Source organism: Alishewanella agri BL06 (genome assembly GCF_000272005.1).
Classification (GTDB): Bacteria; Pseudomonadota; Gammaproteobacteria; order Enterobacterales; family Alteromonadaceae; genus Alishewanella; species Alishewanella agri.
On sequence record NZ_AKKU01000018.1, the window covers coordinates 76,543 to 96,099 of the forward strand.

Annotated in this window: 21 protein-coding genes; 13 read left to right on the forward strand and 8 right to left on the reverse strand. The window is 50.8% G+C overall.

Annotation, left to right across the window (positions count from 1 at the left end; genetic code table 11):
• Positions 1–150 precede the first annotated feature (150 nt).
• Genes AGRI_RS11180 through AGRI_RS11190 form a run of 3 tightly spaced genes read left to right on the forward strand, consistent with a single transcriptional unit; the run spans position 151 to position 4,928 of the window.
• Positions 151–2,079: a transglycosylase SLT domain-containing protein gene (locus tag AGRI_RS11180; RefSeq protein ID WP_008985049.1), complete on the forward strand. Its 1,929-nt coding sequence runs from the start codon at positions 151–153 to the stop codon at positions 2,077–2,079.
• Between the two features lie 43 nt (positions 2,080–2,122).
• Entirely contained in the window at positions 2,123–3,448 is a 1,326-nt protein-coding gene (gene pepQ, locus AGRI_RS11185; protein WP_040291871.1) for a Xaa-Pro dipeptidase, read from the forward strand.
• A 28-nt stretch (positions 3,449–3,476) separates the two neighbouring features.
• Positions 3,477–4,928 carry a TrkH family potassium uptake protein gene (locus AGRI_RS11190; protein ID WP_008985051.1) on the forward strand — a complete coding sequence of 484 codons (1,452 nt, stop codon included), beginning with the start codon at positions 3,477–3,479 and terminating at the stop codon, positions 4,926–4,928.
• Here AGRI_RS11190 and trkA read toward each other — a convergent pair.
• The 4 genes from trkA to def are packed head-to-tail and all read right to left on the reverse strand — an operon-like array spanning position 4,925 to position 9,072.
• Positions 4,925–6,301 carry a Trk system potassium transporter TrkA gene (trkA, locus tag AGRI_RS11195; protein WP_008985052.1) on the reverse strand — a complete coding sequence of 459 codons (1,377 nt, stop codon included), beginning with the start codon at positions 6,299–6,301 and terminating at the stop codon, positions 4,925–4,927. The two genes, AGRI_RS11190 and trkA, sit on opposite strands and share 4 nt — an antisense overlap.
• A 12-nt stretch (positions 6,302–6,313) precedes the next feature.
• Entirely contained in the window at positions 6,314–7,606 is a 1,293-nt protein-coding gene (gene rsmB / locus AGRI_RS11200) for a 16S rRNA (cytosine(967)-C(5))-methyltransferase RsmB (RefSeq protein WP_008985053.1), read from the reverse strand.
• Positions 7,603–8,544, reverse strand: coding sequence for a methionyl-tRNA formyltransferase (fmt, locus tag AGRI_RS11205; RefSeq protein WP_008985054.1), 942 nt, complete (start codon positions 8,542–8,544; stop codon positions 7,603–7,605). The genes rsmB and fmt overlap by 4 nt, the downstream gene beginning before the upstream one ends.
• A gap of 12 nt (positions 8,545–8,556) precedes the next feature.
• Positions 8,557–9,072, reverse strand: coding sequence for a peptide deformylase (gene def / locus AGRI_RS11210; RefSeq protein WP_008985055.1), 516 nt, complete (start codon positions 9,070–9,072; stop codon positions 8,557–8,559).
• Positions 9,073–9,194: 122 nt separating this feature from the next.
• Between def and AGRI_RS11215 the strand changes: the two genes are divergently transcribed.
• The 4 genes from AGRI_RS11215 to AGRI_RS11230 are packed head-to-tail and all read left to right on the forward strand — an operon-like array spanning position 9,195 to position 12,473.
• Positions 9,195–10,304 carry a LysM peptidoglycan-binding domain-containing protein gene (locus AGRI_RS11215; protein ID WP_008985056.1) on the forward strand — a complete coding sequence of 370 codons (1,110 nt, stop codon included), beginning with the start codon at positions 9,195–9,197 and terminating at the stop codon, positions 10,302–10,304.
• Between the two features lie 27 nt (positions 10,305–10,331).
• Positions 10,332–11,414 carry a DNA-processing protein DprA gene (dprA, locus tag AGRI_RS11220; RefSeq protein ID WP_008985057.1) on the forward strand — a complete coding sequence of 361 codons (1,083 nt, stop codon included), beginning with the start codon at positions 10,332–10,334 and terminating at the stop codon, positions 11,412–11,414.
• Positions 11,415–11,416: 2 nt separating this feature from the next.
• Complete coding sequence (locus tag AGRI_RS11225; RefSeq protein ID WP_008606152.1) at positions 11,417–11,890, forward strand: DUF494 family protein; 474 nt, start codon at positions 11,417–11,419, stop codon at positions 11,888–11,890.
• A gap of 43 nt (positions 11,891–11,933) precedes the next feature.
• Complete coding sequence (locus AGRI_RS11230) at positions 11,934–12,473, forward strand: DNA topoisomerase family protein (protein WP_008985058.1); 540 nt, start codon at positions 11,934–11,936, stop codon at positions 12,471–12,473.
• 21 nt (positions 12,474–12,494) lie between these two features.
• Here AGRI_RS11230 and AGRI_RS11235 read toward each other — a convergent pair whose 3' ends face one another.
• Positions 12,495–13,625 carry a 5-(carboxyamino)imidazole ribonucleotide synthase gene (locus tag AGRI_RS11235; protein WP_008985059.1) on the reverse strand — a complete coding sequence of 377 codons (1,131 nt, stop codon included), beginning with the start codon at positions 13,623–13,625 and terminating at the stop codon, positions 12,495–12,497.
• Complete coding sequence (gene purE / locus AGRI_RS11240) at positions 13,622–14,113, reverse strand: 5-(carboxyamino)imidazole ribonucleotide mutase (protein WP_008985060.1); 492 nt, start codon at positions 14,111–14,113, stop codon at positions 13,622–13,624. The genes AGRI_RS11235 and purE overlap by 4 nt, the downstream gene beginning before the upstream one ends.
• 134 nt (positions 14,114–14,247) lie before the next feature.
• On the opposite strand from purE, the gene hemF reads away from it, so the two are divergent.
• The 4 genes from hemF (at position 14,248) to AGRI_RS11260 (ending at position 17,162) form a co-directional block, all read left to right on the forward strand.
• On the forward strand, positions 14,248–15,177 hold the full coding sequence (gene hemF / locus AGRI_RS11245; RefSeq protein ID WP_008985061.1) for an oxygen-dependent coproporphyrinogen oxidase: 930 nt from the start codon (positions 14,248–14,250) through the stop codon (positions 15,175–15,177).
• Positions 15,178–15,410: 233 nt separating this feature from the next.
• On the forward strand, positions 15,411–15,959 hold the full coding sequence (locus AGRI_RS11250) for an RNA polymerase sigma factor (protein WP_008985062.1): 549 nt from the start codon (positions 15,411–15,413) through the stop codon (positions 15,957–15,959).
• Entirely contained in the window at positions 15,937–16,299 is a 363-nt protein-coding gene (locus AGRI_RS11255) for a hypothetical protein (protein WP_008985063.1), read from the forward strand. The genes AGRI_RS11250 and AGRI_RS11255 overlap by 23 nt, the downstream gene beginning before the upstream one ends.
• A complete protein-coding gene (locus AGRI_RS11260) occupies positions 16,296–17,162 on the forward strand; it encodes a PDZ domain-containing protein (RefSeq protein WP_008985064.1) in 867 nt (288 codons plus the stop codon). Before AGRI_RS11255 ends, AGRI_RS11260 begins: the two co-directional genes overlap by 4 nt.
• Before the next feature lie 8 nt (positions 17,163–17,170).
• Here AGRI_RS11260 and AGRI_RS11265 read toward each other — a convergent pair whose 3' ends face one another.
• Complete coding sequence (locus AGRI_RS11265) at positions 17,171–17,596, reverse strand: group II truncated hemoglobin (RefSeq protein WP_008985065.1); 426 nt, start codon at positions 17,594–17,596, stop codon at positions 17,171–17,173.
• Positions 17,597–17,627: 31 nt separating this feature from the next.
• Here AGRI_RS11265 and aroE point away from each other — a divergent pair, with 31 nt between their 5' ends.
• Together aroE and AGRI_RS11275 are read left to right on the forward strand one after the other, a co-directional pair.
• A complete protein-coding gene (aroE, locus tag AGRI_RS11270; protein ID WP_083847142.1) occupies positions 17,628–18,443 on the forward strand; it encodes a shikimate dehydrogenase in 816 nt (271 codons plus the stop codon).
• Entirely contained in the window at positions 18,440–18,688 is a 249-nt protein-coding gene (locus tag AGRI_RS11275; RefSeq protein WP_008985067.1) for a DUF1488 family protein, read from the forward strand. Before aroE ends, AGRI_RS11275 begins: the two co-directional genes overlap by 4 nt.
• A 12-nt stretch (positions 18,689–18,700) precedes the next feature.
• On the opposite strand, the gene AGRI_RS11280 is transcribed toward AGRI_RS11275, so the two are convergent.
• A complete protein-coding gene (locus AGRI_RS11280; protein ID WP_008985068.1) occupies positions 18,701–19,231 on the reverse strand; it encodes a gamma carbonic anhydrase family protein in 531 nt (176 codons plus the stop codon).
• Positions 19,232–19,557 lie beyond the last annotated feature (326 nt).

Genomic DNA, 19,557 nt, shown 5'->3' on the forward strand with positions numbered 1-19,557 from the left:
CTGGTACGATGAGGTTATCCTATCCAGTGTGTCGTGCTTTAATGAAAATATCAACAGTTATTTAAACAGGTGTTTGAATCTTGGATTGCTGTCAGTCGGTCCAAGTCTTGTCGCTGTGATTGTCTCTTCTAATTATGCCGGAGTCGTTTTGTGAAACACCTGTTCTTCTTTATCTCACTTGGCGCAATGTCTGCCCCGTTACAAGCCGAAATGCCAGATTCCAGTGCCGCCCAGCAAGAGCAGCAGCGTCGGCTATTTATTCAGGTAGAACATCAGATCAGTTCGGCATCGCCGTCCCAGGTCGAGCGCTGGCTGACCGAGCTGCAGGATTATCCGCTGCAGCCCTATCTGAAACAACGCTGGTTACAGCGCCGCATATCTCAACACGATGACATTGCCCGTTTTCTGGAGCAACATCAAGGCTCACCACTAGACTGGCCATTACGTCGCCCCTGGTTAATGAGTTTAGCCAAAGGGCAGCAGGCAGCGCGATTTTTAGAGCACTTTCCAGGTTCTAATGATCCGGAACTAAACTGTATCGCGATACAGCAACAATTGAAGGTGCGACCTGCTACGATAGCTGAAATATGGCAACAAACAGAATCGCTGTGGACGGTGGGCAAATCGCAACCTAAAGCCTGCGATCCCTTATTTAGTCAGTGGCGTAATGCCGGTCAATTAACCACTGAAGCGGTATTGCGGCGGCTGCAGTTATCCGCCGAGGGCGGTGATGCCGGTTTAATCCGCTATTTAAAAACCTTATTGCCGGCACAGCAGCAGTATTTAGCAGATTTATGGTTACAAGTGCGTCAGAACCCGGCAGCCATTGCTAAACCGCGGTTTTTACCCGGCAAGCATGTGATTGAGCGTGATATTTTGGCCTATGGTTTAAAGCGTTTGGTATGGCGGGCACCGGATCAGGCACTGCAAACCTGGCAACGTTATGCCAGCGATCCCTATTTTACCGCTGCCCAGCGGTTGGACGTGCAGCGCCAGTTTGCAATCGCGTTGGCGCACAAGGGCGATGAACGGGCCAGCGCCTGGATGGATCAATTACCACCGGAGCAATTGGATAATACTCTGGCGCAATGGCAGGTGGGTCATGCGCTGCGCGAGCTGAATTGGCCGCGGGTGCAGCAGGTGATAGAGCGCTTTCCTGTCGAGCTGGCCGCAGATATAAATTGGCGTTACTGGTTAGCCAGAGCATTGGAAGAGCAAGGCCAACAAGCTGCGGCCGAACCGATTTTCCGCGAGTTGGCACAGCGTCGGCATTTCTATGGTTTTATGGCAGCAGCAAAACTGGGTTTGCCGCCGAGTTTGGCGCATAACCCGGTAACAGTTTCTGCTGAGGATTTAACTCTGGTGCAGCAGCATCCTGCTGTTGCGCGGGCCAAAGAGTGGTTGGCGCTGGGCAGGATGACTGAGGCGCGTCGCGAATGGAATTTTTTACAACGCGCTGTGACCGAGCCACAAAAATTGGCCGTGGCGAAACTGGCAGGCCAGCTGGAGTGGCATGAGCGGGCGATTTTTACCCTGGCCGATGCTGGCTACTGGGACGATGTCGAGTTACGCTTTCCACTGGCGTTTAAAGAGGAAATCCAGCGTTTTGCCAAAAGTGCCAAGGTTGATTCGGGTTGGGCGATGGCCATTGCCCGGCGTGAAAGTTCCTTTATGCCTGATGCCAATTCGCCGGTGGGTGCCCGTGGTTTGATGCAAATTATGCCCGATACCGCTAACTACATTGCAAAAAAGAAAGTCCCACTGAGCCAGTTGTATAATCCGGTCACCAATATCGATTTTGGCACCGATTATCTGAACTATCTGATGCGCCGTAATGATGGCAACCTGATTATGGCGACAGCGGCTTATAATGCTGGCTACAGCAGAGTGCGGCAGTGGATCCCGCGTGACCGCTCCCTGCCAGTGGATGTGTGGGTTGAGACGATTCCGTATCGGGAAACCCGAGAGTACGTTAAAGCGGTGATGGCATATTATCAGATCTATAATATTCGCTTAAATGAACCCAAAGATGTGTTTCAGCCGCTGTTAGCCATGCAGATTGGGCGTGCTGGCAAATAATGTTATTATCGGCTTTCCCTTAACAGCAATGCATAAGGTAATTATGACTCCGAACTACCCACAACTGTATCAGGCGCACCTGCAGGAATTACAACAGCGCACCCGTAATGTGCTGGCTCGCGAAAATCTGGATGCACTAGTTATTCATTCTGGCCAGGCTAAACGCAAGTTTCTGGATGATATGGATTATCCGTTTCAGGTCAATCCGCATTTTAAAGCCTGGTTGCCGGTCGTGGATAATCCGCATTGCTGGTTGTTAGTTGACGGTGTCAATAAACCCAAGTTGATTTTCTACCGGCCAAAAGATTTCTGGCATAAAGTACCTCCGGTACCAACCGATTTTTGGGCTGAGCATTTTGACATTCAACTGCTGGAAAAAGCCAATATGGTCGAGAATCTGCTTCCATATGACAAAGCCAGATTGGCCTATGTTGGTGAGTATCTGGAAGTGGCCAGAGCACTCGGTTTTACTGAAATTAACCCGGAGCCGGTACTAAACTACCTGCATTACCACCGTGCTTATAAAACGGAGTACGAGCTGGCGTGTATGCGTGAAGCTAACCGGCTGGCGGTAACCGGCCATCGTGCTGCGGCAGCTGCGTTTTATGCCGGCGGCAGTGAGTTTGAGATTCAGCTGGCTTATCTGGCGGCCGTTGGGCAGGGCGAAAACGAAGTGCCGTACGGCAATATCATTGCGCTTAACGAGCATGCTGCTATTTTGCACTACACGGTGTTAGAGCGGTTAAAACCTGAGCAGCCTAAATCCTTTTTAATCGACGCTGGCGCCTCCTGCCATGGCTATGCCGCCGACATTACCCGTACTTATAGTTTTAATCCGAAAGATGAATTTGCTGAGCTGATTAAGGCAGTAAACCGGGTGCATTTGCAGGTGGTTGATACTATTAAACCGGGTATTAAATATACTGAACTGCAACTGTTAACCCATCGTTTACTGGCGCAGGTGCTGGTCGACTTTGACTTTGTGCGCGGTAACGCAGACAGCGTGGTTGAAACCGGCGTTAGCCGTACCTTTTTCCCACACGGTGTAGGTCATCATCTTGGCTTGCAAGTGCATGATGTGGGTGGTTTTATGGCTGATGAGCGCGGCACTCATGTTGCGGCGCCGGCAGAGCATCCGTTTTTACGCTGTACCCGACTGATTGAGCCGGGAATGGTATTTACCATTGAGCCTGGGCTGTATTTTATCGAGTCTTTATTAGCTGATTTGCAGGCAATGCCAGCAGCCAAGCAGCTAAACTGGCAAAAAATCGATCAGTTCCGTAGTTATGGCGGTATCCGGATTGAGGACAATATCATTGTCCATCGCGAACGTAATGAAAATATGACCCGCGAGCTGCAACTGCCATAAGCAGCGGCAAGGGCGCATTAAGGACGCTATGCAATATCGTTCGATAATCCGGATCCTGGGGATGCTGATTGCCATCTTCAGCATCACTATGGTGCCGCCGGCCTTGGTGGCATATTGGTACCAGGATGGCGCTGGCGTGCCTTTTATTCTGTCGTTTCTGTTATGTTTGTTAAGTGGTTTCCTGATTTGGTACCCCAACCGCCAGTATCGGGCTGAATTAAAAGTCCGTGATGGCTTTTTAATTGTGGTGTTGTTCTGGATTGTATTGGGAGCAGTCGGTGCCATTCCGCTGGTGTTGGCAGAAAGGCCCAATATGAATTTGGCCTCAGCGATGTTTGAGGCGTTTTCCGGCCTGACCACAACCGGCGCTACCGTACTCACCGGCATTGAGTTACTCCCTAAAGCAATTTTGTATTACCGGCAGCAGCTGCAATGGCTGGGCGGTATGGGTATTATCGTCTTAGCTGTAGCTATTCTGCCGCTATTGGGTGTTGGTGGTATGCAACTATACCGGGCGGAAACACCGGGTCCGGTGAAAGATAACAAGATGACACCACGGATTGCCGATACCGCCAAACATCTGTGGTATATCTATCTGGCGCTAACGCTGGCCTGTGCACTGGCGTTTTATCTGGCCGGAATGTCATGGTTTGATGCGATTTGTCACGCGTTTTCGACGGTGGCTATTGGCGGCTTCTCAACCTACGACGCCAGCATCGGTCATTTTGATAGTGGCTTGATTAATACCATCTGTATTGTGTTTCTGCTGATCAGTGCGGTGAACTTTCCGCTGCATTTTGCTGCTATCCGCGGTAAGAGTGTGGCAACCTACTTTCGTGATCCGGAGTTTAAAACCTTTCTTGGCATTCAGGCGGCGCTGATTTTGATCTGCTTTTTGGTACTGTTGCATACCAGCGTGTATCCGGATGGTTTGACAGCACTAAATCATGCGGCCTTTCAAGCGGTTTCTATTTCTACCACCGCTGGCTTTGCCACTGACAGTTTCGCAGCCTGGCCGCTGTTCTTGCCGATATTGTTGATTTTCTCCAGCTTTATTGGTGGTTGTGCCGGCTCTACCGGTGGCGGTATGAAGGTGGTACGGGTGTTGTTGCTATTTAAGCAAGGGGTGCGAGAACTTAACCGCTTGATTCATCCACGGGCGATGTATGCCATTAAACTTGGCCGGCGGCCGGTTGAAGATCGCATTGTGCAGGCGGTTTGGGGCTTTTTTGCCGCCTATGCGCTGGTGTTTGTAGTGATTATGCTGGCGCTGATTTTTACCGGCCTGGATAATATTACTGCTTTTTCAGCAACCGCGGCTTGCCTGAATAACCTCGGGCCGGGCCTGGGCGAAGTGGCCGCCCATTTTGGCAATATTCCGGATGCCAGCAAGTGGATCCTGATTATTGCCATGGTGTTTGGCCGACTGGAGATCTTTACTTTACTGGTACTCTTTACGCCGGTGTTCTGGAAAGATTAGATAAAAATCGCGCTGACCTGGAACAGCTTTTCCACTTCAACGATATGTTTCTTATCGACCATAAACAAGATGATATGGTCGTCAGTTTCGATACGGGTGCTGTCATGCGCAATCAGCACCTCATCACTTCTGACGATGGCGCCGATGGTGGTACCAGGCGGTAAGCGGATTTCGCCTATGGTTTTGCCAACAACTTTACTGGTACTGCTGTCACCGTGGGCAATCGCCTCTATAGCCTCTGCAGCGCCGCGGCGTAGTGAGTACACATTAACAATGTCACCGCGGCGGATATGGGTTAACAGTGCTGAGATAGTCGCTTGCTGCGGCGAGATGGCGATATCGACCTCGCCGCCTTGCAATAAATCAACATAAGCGCCACGTTTAATCAGTACCATGGTTTTTTGCGCACCCATCCGTTTGGCCAACATCGCCGACATGATGTTGGCTTCATCGTCGTTAGTTACTGCGATAAAAACGTCAATTTGCTCAATATTTTCCTCTTCCAGTAGCTCCGGATCTGATACATCACCGACATAAACCACCGTATTATCCAGTCCACTGGAGAGAAATTCAGCGCGCTCTTTGCTGCGCTCAATTAACTTGACGCTATGGGTTTTTTCCAGTGCCCGTGCCAGGCCATAGCCAACGTTACCGCCACCGGCAATCATAATCCGGCGATAGCTGCGCTCCAGTTTTTGCAACTCACTCATCACGGCGCGGATATGCTTGGTCGCGGCAACAAAAAATACCTCGTCGTCGGCTTCGATAATAGTGGTGCCAAGCGGCTTAATCGCCGTACCGCGCCGATAAATAGCCGCAACCCGGGTTTCAATATGTGGCATGTGCTCCTTTAAGGTAGATAACGCATGACCCACTAACAGGCCGCCATAATAGGCTTTTACGGCGACCAGGCTGACTTTACCTTCAGCAAATTCCACCACTTGCAGCGCACCGGGGTAGTCGATCAAACGCCGGATATAGTTGGTCACCAGCGCTTCCGGTGCAATAAAGTGGTCGACTGGCATATCATCTTTATGAAATAGCTGATCGCGGTATTTTAGATACTGGTTGGTACGGATGCGGGCGATTTTCAGAGGGGTATTAAAGATACTGTAGGCAACCTGACAAGCGACGATATTCACTTCATCGCTGCTGGTTACTGCAACCACCATATCCGCATCTTCAGCGCCGGCTTTACGTAAAATATCCGGATGTGAGCCGTGGCCGTAAACTACCTGTAAGTCGAAGCGATCCTGCAGGGCTCGCAATTTATCCAGGTTGGTATCGACAATAGTAATGTCGTTCTGCTCACCCACCAGGTTTTCTGCCAGGGTTGCACCCACTTGTCCGGCGCCGAGAATGATAATTTTCATGCTGGTACTCTGTTAGGCTGCTTTATGTAGCAAGGCATAGAAAAAACCGTCCATATCCTGCTCGCCGGGTAAAATCTGCCAGCTATTGACGCCCAGTTCCGGTAAAGATAGCAGGCTGGCATCACTATGCTGTGCCATGAACTGTTGAAGTTGCTCACGGTTTTCCGCTGGTAATACGCTACAGGTTGCATACAACAAGGTACCGCCCGGTTTCAGTAACTGCCAGGCGCATTGCAGGATCTGCTGCTGTAACACCGTTAGCGGCGCGATATCGGTTTTTTTGCGTAACCAACGAATGTCCGGATGGCGACGGATCACCCCGGTTGCTGAGCAGGGCACATCCAATAAAATCCGGTCGAATAATTCGCTTTGCCACCAACTGGCGGTATCCAGCACATCAGCGGCAACAACGCGCGCACTCAGCTTTAAGCGCGCCAAGTTTTCAGTAACCCGTTGTAAACGGGTTGCGTCACGATCTAACGCGGTTAACTGAAGCGCTGGCGCCTGCTCCAGTAAATGGCAGGTTTTGCCCCCGGGGGCACTGCAAGCATCCAATACCCGCTCGCTCGCTTGCGGTGCCAGGAAGAAGGCGGCATGTTGCGCTGCGGCATCCTGCACTGAAAACCAACCCTCAGTATAACCAGGCAAGGTAGTGATATCGCAGGCTTGTTCCAGCTTAATGGCAACCGGCAAATAAGCAAAAGGCTGGCTGGCAGCAATACCTGCCTCATCTAAGGCTTTCAGATACGCATCGGGACTGATTTGCTGCTGGTTAACTCTAAGCCACAGCGGTGCTTTTTGCTGGTTTGCGGTGAGGATCGTCTGCCATTGTTCAGGATAAGCCTGTTGCAGTTCGTTAATCAGCCAGCCCGGATGATTAAACTGCACCGCACTGCTGGCCTGACAAAAATCAAATAGTTCTGGCTTGCGCTGCACATTGCGCAGCACCGCATTAATCAGTTTGGTCAGATTCTGCCCTTTTAACAGCCGCGCTGCTTCTACCGTTTCGCTGATAGCGGCATGATCCGGAATCCGTAAAAATTTGAGCTGATAGATACCAACATAGATCAGAAATTGCAGTGGCCGCAGCTGTTTAATTAGCGGCTTATCCATCAGCTGCTGGCACACCGTTTCTAATTGCGGCAGCTGGCGCATCACGCCAAAACAGATTTCCTGCAACAGCGCTTTGTCCGGTGCAAACGGCAGTTTTTGCTGGCCTTTCGGCAGGGCCTCGGATAACGACTTACCCTGATCAATCACCTGATAACAGATCTCCGCTGCCAGGGCGCGTAACTGAGCACTCATAATTGCTGACCTACGGCCAGCCAATCAGCCCGGCCATTCAGAAAATCTGCCGCACTCATCGGTTTTTTACCTGGAGGCTGCAGTTGGGTGATTTGTAGCACCTGATGCTGACAGGCGATATAGATCCCTGTTTTATCCGTTTTCAGAATAGTCCCTGCTGCACCAGATAAGCTCTGGCTAACTTGGGCCTGCCAAACTTTGACCATGCCTTGCGGTAATTCCAGATAGCTGACCGGCCAGGGATTAAAAGCGCGAATTTCCCGCTCAAGTGCGGCGGCATCTTTATTAAAGTCGAGCTTGGCTTCATCTTTACTGAGCTTTTCAGCATAGTTCGCCAGTTTTTCGTCCTGCGCTTCGGCCTGTTGCTGCAGTGCAGGCAGATCGGCTATTGCGGACAGTAGCGCCTGTGGCCCCAACTCGGCTAACGTCTGATACAGACTGGCGCTGGTGTCAGTGGCTAAAATCGGACAGCGGACTTTACTGAGCATAGCGCCGGTATCTAAACCTTCATCCATCTGCATAATGGTGATACCGGTTTCACTGTCGCCAGCCCAAAGTGCGCGTTGGATTGGCGCTGCACCACGCCAGCGTGGTAACAGCGAGCCGTGGACATTAATACAGCCCAGCTTAGGTGTATCCAGCACGATCTTGGGCAGAATCAGGCCGTAGGCGACAACAATCATTAAATCCGCATTCAGTGCTGCCAACTCTTGTTGGGCGGCGGCTTTTTTTAACGATTTTGGCTGATAAACCGGGATTTGATGTTGTAACGCCAGTTGTTTGACCGGGCTGGGCTGCAGCTTTTGGCCGCGGCCGGCTGGCCGGTCCGGTTGAGTATAAACAGCAACGATATGATGTGAGCTAGCGAGTAACGCCTGTAAATGACAGGCGGCGAAATCCGGCGTACCGGCAAAAATAATACGTAAAGGCGTGGTCACTTTGAGTCCTGTTTACAGCGCGTGGCGCTCAGCCAGTTTGGCTTCTTTTTCCAGTTTCTTGCGGATCCGATCCCGTTTTAACGGTGACAGATAATCGATAAACAGCTTACCGATTAAATGATCCAGTTCGTGCTGTAAACAGATCGCCAATAAGCCGTCGGCTTGTAACTCAAACCAGTTACCGTCGATATCCTGAGCTTTGACTGTAACGATTTTCGCCCGTGATACCGAAGCATAGTTTTGCGGCACCGATAAACAGCCTTCCTCATAGCTGGTCTCGCCATCATGAGCGATGATTTCCGGGTTAATAAAGACCTGCGGCTGATTGCGATCTTCTGACAAATCAATGACGACAACACGCAGATGCACATTAACTTGCGTAGCGGCTAAACCGATACCGTTTTCATCGTACATGGTTTCCAGCATGTCTTTGACCAGCTGACGAATTTCAGCGTTAACCTCTGCCACTGGCTTAGCAATGGTGCGTAAACGCTCATCCGGAAAATGTAATACTTTTAAAACTGCCATAACACCTACAAAATATGCTTTAATTAGTTCGCTGTGGTATGTTTTAATTTTAGCCATTATTGCGCTTTAATAACAGCTTAGCGTGTAATTAATAAAAACAGTATAAAGTTAAGGATGCGGGCATGCTGAAAAAAATAACACTGACACTGGCGGCCTTGTTATGCTGGTTTTCTGCAGCGGTAACAGCGGATGTGTTGCAGGTGCGCCCCGATGCGCCGGCAACTTACACCGTGAAACAGGGTGATACGCTGTGGGATATTTCCGGGATCTATCTTGATCAGCCCTGGCGTTGGCCGGAATTATGGCAAATGAACCCGCAGGTCGACAATCCGCATCTGATCTATCCGGGCGATGTATTAACCCTAACCTTTGACAGCCAGGGTCGCCCGCGTTTAGCACTAAGTAGTAAAAAGGCAATGCGCCTTACGCCACAAGGTCGCACTATCCATAAAAATCCCGATGCGATTGCAACTTTACCATTGGGCATTATCCGGCCTTTCTTAACTTACGACCAGGCGCTATCTGAGCAGCAGATTGATGCCTTACCCTATATCCTGGGCAGTGATACCGTAGCGAAGAGCGCCAACGATACCAGCCGGCTCTACGTTAATAGCCAGCTTATTGAAGGAGCCGCTTATGCGGTATACCGTCCGGGCCGTAGCTATGTCGATCCGGACAGTGGCGAAATATTAGGCTTTGAAACCCGCTTAATCGCGACCGCGCGCGCGGTGAGAGCGGGTTCGGCGGGCAGCGAAACCCAACAAATGATCCCGGCGTCTTTGGACGTGCTGTCGGTGGTGCGTGAAATTCGTCAGGGCGATAAAATCATCCCGGCTTACGAGCAACAAATGCTGCCTGCGCAGTTTATTATGACAAAACCCGAAACAGATATCGTTGGTCGCATCATTGCTAGTACGTCAGATTTACGTGAGTTTGCCCGAATGGACGTCGTGGTACTTAATCAGGGGCAAGAGCAACTGCGTGCCGGCCATATGTTAGGTATTTACCGCCAGTCTCCGTCAGTGGTCGACAGTGGTACGAAACCGGTCTATCTCGAGGATGCCAGTAAATTACAGAAAGTGATGCGTGACTTTGGCGGTAGAGTGTTAGACATGCCACAGGAGAAAGTTGGAGAGTTAATGGTCTTTAAAGTGGCAGAAAAAGTCAGTTTTGCCATCGTAACCCAAACCGAGCGGCCGATTCGGGTCGGAGATATCGTCAGTAATTTGTAGTAGTTCTAACCAGGGAGCCAGCATGCGATGGATTCGTTGCAACACTGGCTTGCGGTAGCGAGTGTACATGGTCTTGATGGTCATCGCCTTCGTGAGCTAACCCAACATATCGACCTTGCAGCCTTAACCAGATTACCTGCAAGCACCCTGCAACAACTGGGCTTAACAGCGAAACAAGCCCAGCTGCTTTGTTATCAAAGCCAACCCTGGGTCGAACAAGCGCTGCATTGGCAAGCTGAAAGCCCACAGCATCACTTACTTTGCTTCGATGATCCCCGTTATCCCCTGCTGTTAAAAGAAACGCCGCATCCACCGGCTGTGCTCTTTGTGAAGGGCGATGCTGAGCTGTTACAACAGGCACAAATTGCGATGGTCGGCAGTCGCTCACCGACGCCGGGTGGCCGGCAAATTGCCCGCCAGTTTGCGGCTGAACTCAGTACGCAGGGGATGGTGATTACCAGCGGCATGGCACAGGGAATTGATAGTGAGAGTCATCTGGGGGCACTGGAGGCGGGTGGCAAGACTATAGCGGTACTGGGTCATGGCCTGCGGCAAATCTATCCGGTAGGCAATCGGGCGCTGGCCGGCAGAATAGTGCAGCACGGAGCCTTAGTCAGTGAGTATTTTCCGGATGTACGCGCCCGGGCAGAGTTTTTTCCGCAGCGTAACCGCATTGTCGTCGGGCTAAGTACTGGTACCCTGGTGGTGGAGGCGGCGCTGCGCAGCGGTTCCTTAATCAGTGCCCATCTGGCGGTACAGTACAACCGCGAAGTCTTTGCCGTGCCTGGCGCCTTGTTTAATACTCAGGCCGCTGGTTGCCATTATCTGATCCAACAGGGTGCTAAACTTGTCACCTCCGTGGCCGATATCCTGGAAGAGCGGGCGCTGTTTGCCGATAACGGTTTAGCCAAAACGGAAAAAAATCCTGAAATCAGCTTGTCTGAACAGCAGTTGTTAGCTAACGTAGGAGATGAGCCTATTGCCACTGATCAGTTGGCAGAACGCTCCGGCATGTCAGTAACAGACGTATCCATTGCCTTGCTGCAACTAGAACTTGCAGGCAGGGTAGCAGTAGTCCCCGGTGGTTACATAAGAGTGAGGAGTGCCTGAAGATGTTTGATATCCTCGTTTATCTGTTCGAAAATTACATCCACAACGAAGCCGATGTTTATGTGAACCATGCGGATCTGACCAAAGAGCTCAGTAAAGCCGGTTTTCACGATGATGATATTTTCCGTGCGCTGAAGTGGCTGGACCGCCTGTCAGCGTTGCAGGAAAATCATATCAAGCCCTATCTGACCAAGGCGGTCAGTACTGCTACCCGGATTTATACGGCAGAAGAATATCGGAAAATCGATACTGCCGGTCAGGGTTTCCTGATGTTTCTGGAGCAAATCAATGTGCTGGATGCGACCACCCGGGAAATGGTGATCGATCGGGTGATGGATTTAGATGCTGCCAGCATCAGTCTGGAAGATTTAAAGTGGGTAGTGCTGATGGTGCTGTTCAATGTACCAGGTAAAGAAACCGCCTACGCCCAGATGGAAGATTTAATCTTTGACGAAGTGGACGGCCCGCTGCATTAAGCTAAGGCACCACTTTACGCTTATCTAGAGATCATATAGACGGATGTCTGATCATAACCCGCTGTTTCAGTTACCACAGCACGCCGAACCCTGCCCGCAATGCGGGCAGCCTTTAGTTATTCGCTCCGGTAAAAGCGGCCCTTTTCTGGGCTGTAGCAGTTATCCGGCCTGCGACTATCTGAAGCCACTACATCAGCATGATAATACGGTGGTCAAGATCCTGGAGGATGAACCCTGCCCGGAATGTGCCGCGCCGCTGGCGGTGAAGCACGGCCGTTATGGCATGTTTATCGGTTGTACCCGTTACCCGGATTGCCATTTTGTGGTACACGAAGAAGCGTCAGCCAGTAGCAGCATTGCTTGTCCGCAGTGCCAGCAAGGTCAGTTAACAGAGCGGCTGAGCAAGTTTGGTAAAACCTTTTGGGGCTGTAACCGTTATCCGGATTGCCGCTTTCTGGTTAATGATGCGCCGCAGCTTGGAACTTGTCAGTTCTGTCAGTTTCCACTGTTGCTGCAAAAGAAGAGCGGCCTGTATTGTGCCGCTAAAGGTTGTCAGAAAAAGCAGCCGGCAAAGGCTGGCTAGAGCACCAGATGGTGCTCTCGGTTATAGCTGCTGTAGCATCTGTTCCAGTTCGGGGAAGGTGGCGGCGGGTAACAGGTCAATCAGCTGGGCAAAGCGGGCCTTTAACTCTGCGGTGCTGTTGGCAGATAAATTAATATGTCCCATTTTACGCCCGGCGCGCTTGGTTTTACCGTACCAGTGTAAGCCCAGCGCCGGTAGTTCGAGGATACTGTTCGGGACCTGATCTTCGCCAAGGATATTAACCATCAGCGTAGGCCGGATCAAAGCCGTACTGCCCAATGGCAAACCACACACAGCCCGTAAATGATTTGCAAACTGGCAACAGTCAGCGCCTTGCTGTGTCCAGTGGCCGGAGTTATGCACCCGCGGTGCCAGTTCATTGACCAGCAGCTTACCCTGTACATCGAAGAACTCGATAGCCAACACCCCAACATAGTTCAGTTGCTCGGCGACGGCGGTAAACATTTGCTCCGCTTGCTGTTGTAGTGCGGTGTCTAGCGGGCGAGCCAGCGACACACTGAGTACGCCATTAACATGGTGGTTCTCTGTCAGCGGATAAACCTTGATCTCGCCATGGCGGTTCCGGGCACCGACCAGTGAGACTTCACGGTCAAAACGAATAAACTGCTCGGCAACTATGGCCTGCTGCGGATCCGCTGCTAAGAACGCCGCCAATTCTTGCCATAATGCCGGCGCGGCTGCCGCGTCTTTTAACCGCCATTGTCCCTTGCCATCGTAGCCGGCCAGCGCACTTTTAAATACCAGTGGCAAACCCAATTGCGCGATAGCGGCGTTAAAGTCCGTTTCGTTATTGATCACAGTAAAGGCACTGGTTGCGACACCCGCGGTTTGTAACAGGCTTTTTTCCAGCCGGCGATCGCCGCCAACCTGAATGGCCTGCGCACCGGGTAAAAACTTACCGCTTTGCTGGCATTGTGCTAACACCGGCAGTGGAATATGCTCAAATTCAGCCGTTACGACATCGGCATCGACCAGCGCTTGTGCCAAACCGTTACCCAGTAATTGCTGGGTCAATGGATGCACAATATTGTCGCTGTTCACATCATAAGCACTGATGCTGATATTCAGCGGCGCACCTGCCAGCGCCATCATCCGGGCCAGCTGCCCGGCGCCTAAAACTAATACTTTCATAGTGGAACCTGTGCTGGATCCGGTTGGCTTAATACGCTTTCGGTTTGGGCGGCGCGGAAGGCATCAATTTGCTGCATTAAGGCCGCGTCTGAGGTGGCAAGAATTTGCGCCGCTAGCAAGCCAGCATTGGCAGCACCGGCTTCGCCGATGGCCAGGGTGCCGACTGCAACACCTTTGGGCATCTGGACTATTGATAGCAGCGAATCAATGCCTTTTAAGGCTTTCGATTGTACCGGCACACCCAGTACCGGCAGGCTGGTAAAAGCAGCGGCCATACCAGGCAGGTGTGCCGCGCCGCCGGCACCGGCAATAATCACTTTTAAACCGCGGCTGGCGGCTGAGCTGGCATACTCGGCCAGCAGTTGTGGCGTACGGTGTGCGGAAACCACCCGGGTTTCATAGGCAATACCAAACCGGTCCAGCATATCTGCTGCGAGTTTCATGGTAGGCCAATCAGACGTTGAACCCATGATAATACCAACCTGCATAGTGGTTTCCTTCTCTGTACGTAATGAACATCGGGCCGTAAAGCGGTATTATACCCGTCATCGGCAACTGAAGAAAATTTTTAGTACAGCAGCGCTGCCAGACAGCCCGCTGACTCAGACAGTCAGGAGTATTGATGCAACCCTATCAAACCCAGTTAGCGCAGGTGCAGGCATTCTTAATGGCGCTGCAGGATCAGATTTGCCAACAATTACAGCAGGCTGACGGTGGCGCGGCCTTTGTAGAAGATGCCTGGCAGCGGGCAGAGGGGGGCGGTGGTCGCAGCCGGGTCCTCACCGGAGGCCAAGTCTTTGAGCAGGCAGGGGTGAATTACTCGCACGTCTTTGGTGCGCAAATGCCTGCCTCGGCCACAGCACACCGACCGGAGCTGGCCGGGCGTAATTTCAATGCCTGCGGCGTATCCTTGGTGATTCACCCGCATAACCCATATCTGCCAACCACGCATGCTAATGTCAGGTTTTTTATTGCCGAAAAGGAAGGCGCTGAGCCAGTGTGGTGGTTCGGCGGAGGCTTTGACCTGACGCCCTATTATCCATTTGAAGAAGATGTGATCCATTGGCATCAAACGGCGAAACAGGCCGTGGATCCCTTTGGCGCTAATTACTACCCAGACTACAAGAAATGGTGTGATGACTATTTCTATCTCAAACACCGCGGCGAAACCCGTGGTGTCGGCGGTTTATTTTTCGATGATCTTAATGCACCGGGTTTTGAGCAAAGCTTTGCCTTAATGCGAGCGGTCGGCGAGGCGTTCTGCCAGGCTTACTTACCTATAGTGGCTAAGCGCAAAGACATCCCCTATGGCGAGCGCGAGCGGCAGTTCCAGCTATACCGGCGTGGCCGTTACGTCGAATTTAATCTGGTATATGACCGTGGCACCCTGTTTGGCTTACAAAGTGGTGGCCGTACCGAGTCGATTTTAATGTCGATGCCGCCACTGGTACGTTGGCAATATGGTTATCAGCCGGAGCCGGGCAGCCCGGAAGCCTTACTCTACGAACGCTATTTAAAACCGCAGGATTGGTTAGGCGAGCTTAAGCGATAAATGTGATCTGAGCTGTGATCAACAAAGCTGCGGCAGTGTCCGGAGTTTGACTGCAGCTAAACTGGTTTGACCCGACTTTAAATATCGCCAAATATACAGGCCCTGAGTACTGCGAAAGCTAATACTGTACTCAGGTATTACTGCACTTCATAAAATCAATGTCACATTTTGCAAAGTAAAGCCGTCTTATTCTTACAGTTGAAGCAAAACTTCCTAATGGACACCCAGATATCGTGACCGATGACCTAGTCAGAGCCGCTCAGCGCGGGCACTTACCTGCTTTGAAATTGCTGTACCAACAATATGCAAGTGGTGTTTTAAGGCTGGTAACCGGGATCTTGGGCTCGGTTGAAGATGGCCGCGATCTCACGCAGGAGATCTTTATAAAAGCTTTTGAGAAGTTACCAGAGCTGCAAAACGTCGCTGCCTTTGCTGGCTGGTTGAAGCAACTTAGCTCAAGAATGGCAATTGATCAGTTGCGGCGAAAGTCTGATTGGGCGCAGCCGGAGATATTGGAGCTGATAGAAGCGCCGGATGACTGGGTGCAAGCCTGTGATTTACTCACCCAACTTGATGATGTAGAAGAATTACTGCGTGTTTTAAGTACAAGTGAGCGAGCTCTGGTGTGGCTATTTGCCGTTGAAGGTTATCGACATGATGAGTTAGCCACGTTGATGGCAACGTCTGAAATGGCAGTCAGACAGCGCTATCGCAGAGCGATTGTGAAGTTAAAAGCAACATTAATTAATAAGGTCAGTCATGAAACAGCAAGAAGACTTTAGTAAGTTGCTCGCGGATAAACTCCGGGCAACACATGAACCACTTGTGGCTGATGAAGCGCTTTGGCAGGCCATAGCCGCTAAAGTGACGACGCAATCACAGCGCAGGGCATGGCCATGGTATAGCTTGGCGGCAAGTTTGGCGGTAATTGCGTTCTGGACATATCTTGGCGCAAACCCTGCGCAAAACATGTCAGGCCATACACCGCAAATAGCACTTATTAGTCTGGATGCTGAATTGCAACATCTGCTGTTAACTGAACCCGATTCGGTGGAGGTTGCACTCTTGCTGGAAAAACGTAAAGCCATGCAAATTAACTTACCCGGGAGCATTGAATTATGAAAAATCATCTGACAGCAATACTACTTTTACCTGTTATGTTCTCGGCGGTAGCTGAACAGACTATTGATTACCAAAAGCAGGTTGAATTATTGCAGCAAGTACAAAAAGCGCTGTTGAGTTCAGGTATAACAAACAAAGACGGTCCTCTGCTTATAGAAGAGCCATCGAGAAGTATCTATCACTTTGGCGCAATATTAGATGCTAAGTTTGTCGTTGTGGCTGTAACACCTGAGTCCGATGCAGCAAAGTTAGGGCTTAAGGAAGGAGATAAATTGCTCGCTATTAATCAGCAGCGCGTGTCCGACAGCAATCTGGCCGATATTTTGGCAAAAATCAATGAATTAGCCGATGATGATGCACTGAGCGTGCAACTTTTGAGGGCTGACAAACAACTTAACCTAAAAGGCACTGTTAGCCGGCAGGCGCTTCCCGGATGGCGTCTGGAGTTACTTGCGGCTGGTCAACAGAACGAGTTGCCTGCATCTACAAGTTGTGGCTATGTTTCAGTATTTTATAATACTCCTACAAGCTTACGACGTCATCCGGTAAAAATAAATGAAATTGACACTATTGGCTTTAGAGCCGGTTTTTCTTATAAACGAACTCATGAAGTGATAAAGGTTCCGGTAGGAGAAATACAAATCACATTACAGGAACATATCCCCGGTAATATCTTGTCGCGCTATCGCGGCGATCTACGAGCGCGTAACTTCGGTTCTGTAAAAACGCTTACGCTAAAAGTGGAACCAGACACCGTTTATCACCTGGCGGCAGAATATTTTCCAAACCCAAATGATCGCAGCAGCAGAGATGCCTATTGGCAACCCGTTGTCTGGAAAACTACAGCGCGCGATTGTAACTAAGACTCCAATCAACAATTGATCATATGACTCGCCAGTTGCCCAATCGACTGGCGAATACCATCACGCAGCATTTTGTTTTCTACCACCTCATCTAACGCCTGCTCCATACAGAACATCCACTGATCTCTGAGTTGCTGATTGACTGTAAAGGGTAGGTGGCGGGCACGCAGCCGCGGATGGCCATATTTCTGCTCGAACAGGGCCGGGCCGCCAAGCCAGCCGGATAAGAACTCAAAAAACTTTTGCCGGATACCATCCAGCGGCAGTGGGTGGATGGCGTACAACTCTTTGGCTTCCGGTGCGGTTGCCATAATATCGTAAAAGCGATTTGCCAGCGCCCGCACTGCCGTTTCCCCTCCCATTAGCTGGTAAGGGGTTTGCCCGGGTGTCGGATGTGCCGTATTATCCTGATTGCTGGTTTTTTTACTGAACATTTGGACTAACTTTTTAAAAGGCATAAATAAAGTGGACCGTTACGCTGTGTTTGGAAATCCGATAGGGCATTCAAAATCACCCTTTATTCACCGTCTGTTCGCACAGCAAACGGCAGAGTCGATGCAATACGAGGCCATTCTAGCACCAGTCGACGGCTTTGCCGAACACTGGCATGCTTTTGTGGCAGCTGGCGGAAAGGGCGGCAATATCACTGTACCTTTTAAAGAACAAGCATTTCATCTGGCTGAACAGTTAACCGCAAGAGCCAGCGCAGCTGGCGCCGTCAATACTCTATACTTTGATTCAAGTGGCCAACTATGGGGCGACAATACCGATGGTATTGGTCTGGTGACGGATCTGCAGCGGCTTGGCATAACACTAAAAGCAAAGCGGGTGCTGTTACTGGGCGCCGGTGGGGCCAGTCGCGGTGTGATAGGTCCGCTATTGGCGGCCGGTGTGAGTGAGGTGATCCTCGCCAACCGTACAGTCGAAAAAGCACAGGCTATCGCAGCGAGTTTTCCGGGAAAGGTCATAGCTTGTGCCTTAACGGCGATCCCAGACCTGGCGTATCAACTGATCATTAATGCTACCTCATCTGGGTTAACCGGTGCACGTCCTGAGTTAGCTGCGCAGCACCTGGCCAGCTGTGAGTTGGCTTATGATATGTTGTACGGTAAGACGCCGACCCCGTTCTTAATTTGGTGTCAGCAGCAGGGTGTACCAAAGATAGCTGATGGTCTGGGTATGTTGGTCGGGCAAGCAGCGGAAGCTTTTCGGATCTGGCGTGGCAAGCTACCGGAGGTGGCGCCGGTACTGCAGGCGTTAAGCGCGGAGCTCGGGCGATGAACCAACAGTTAATTTTCAACAATGACTTTTCGATTGCCAGCAACGCAGCGGCTATTAGCTTTAGTTGCCTGGTAGCGGGACTAAAAGTTCGCTGTTTTATTCTGATCCCCGCGACACAGAGCGCTGCGGATTTTCTGCAGCAAGTGCAGGCCGATAGCTTTTATTGGGAAGATGTAGCAGAGGCCGCGATTGCGACAGATGCATATAATAGTGCCGGTGAGATCTGGCTAACCGGCAACGATTAATCTCGGTATGAGCTAGCCAGCCAGGTACTCGTTTTTCAGTTGCACATAATTGCTGGCAGATTCTGTTAGAAAGGCTTTCTCATTATCATTAAGCGGACGTGCCTGTTTCGCAGGGCTGCCAACATACAGATAACCACTTTGTAGTCTTTTACCTGGTGGTACTAAACTACCGGCACCGATAATGACATCATCTTCGACAATAACGTCATCCATCACGATAGCACCCATTCCAATCAAGATGCGGTTACCCAGGGTACAGCCATGCAGCATCACCTTATGGCCTACGGTAACATCTTCGCCAATTATAAGTGGCGAACCTTCCGGCTTGCCGTTGCTCGGTCTGGATAAATGTAATACTGAACCGTCCTGCACATTAGTGCGGGCGCCAATGCGGATATAGTTAACATCCCCCCGCGCAACAACTAAGGGCCAGATACTGACATCTTTAGCCAACACGATATCGCCAACCAGTACGCTTGACTCATCCACATAAACGCCTTCTGCCAGAGTCGGCAATACACCTTTATAAGCTCTTATTGTCATCATTTCCTCCAGTGCTGCGTTATTATGCAGTAAATGTTCTAAAAAAGCGCTTTTCGCTGCATTTTTCTGCGAACGATCTAAAAACCCGAAGTTTTCTCTAAACTCTGCTTGCAGCCTCGTTAAAACTCCCTATAATGCGCGCCATGACATGCGGGGCGCGTAGCCGGGTGCTGCGCTAAACCAGCTTAGCTGGCAAGCCGGGTGAGAAAACGAAGCGCTCAAAAATCTTGAAAAAGACGCTTGACAGCAACGTTTAAATCACTAAAATGGCCGCCTCGCTTCAGGGTGCTGATGAAAGCCCCGAAAAGCAGAGTGAAGCAGTAGGT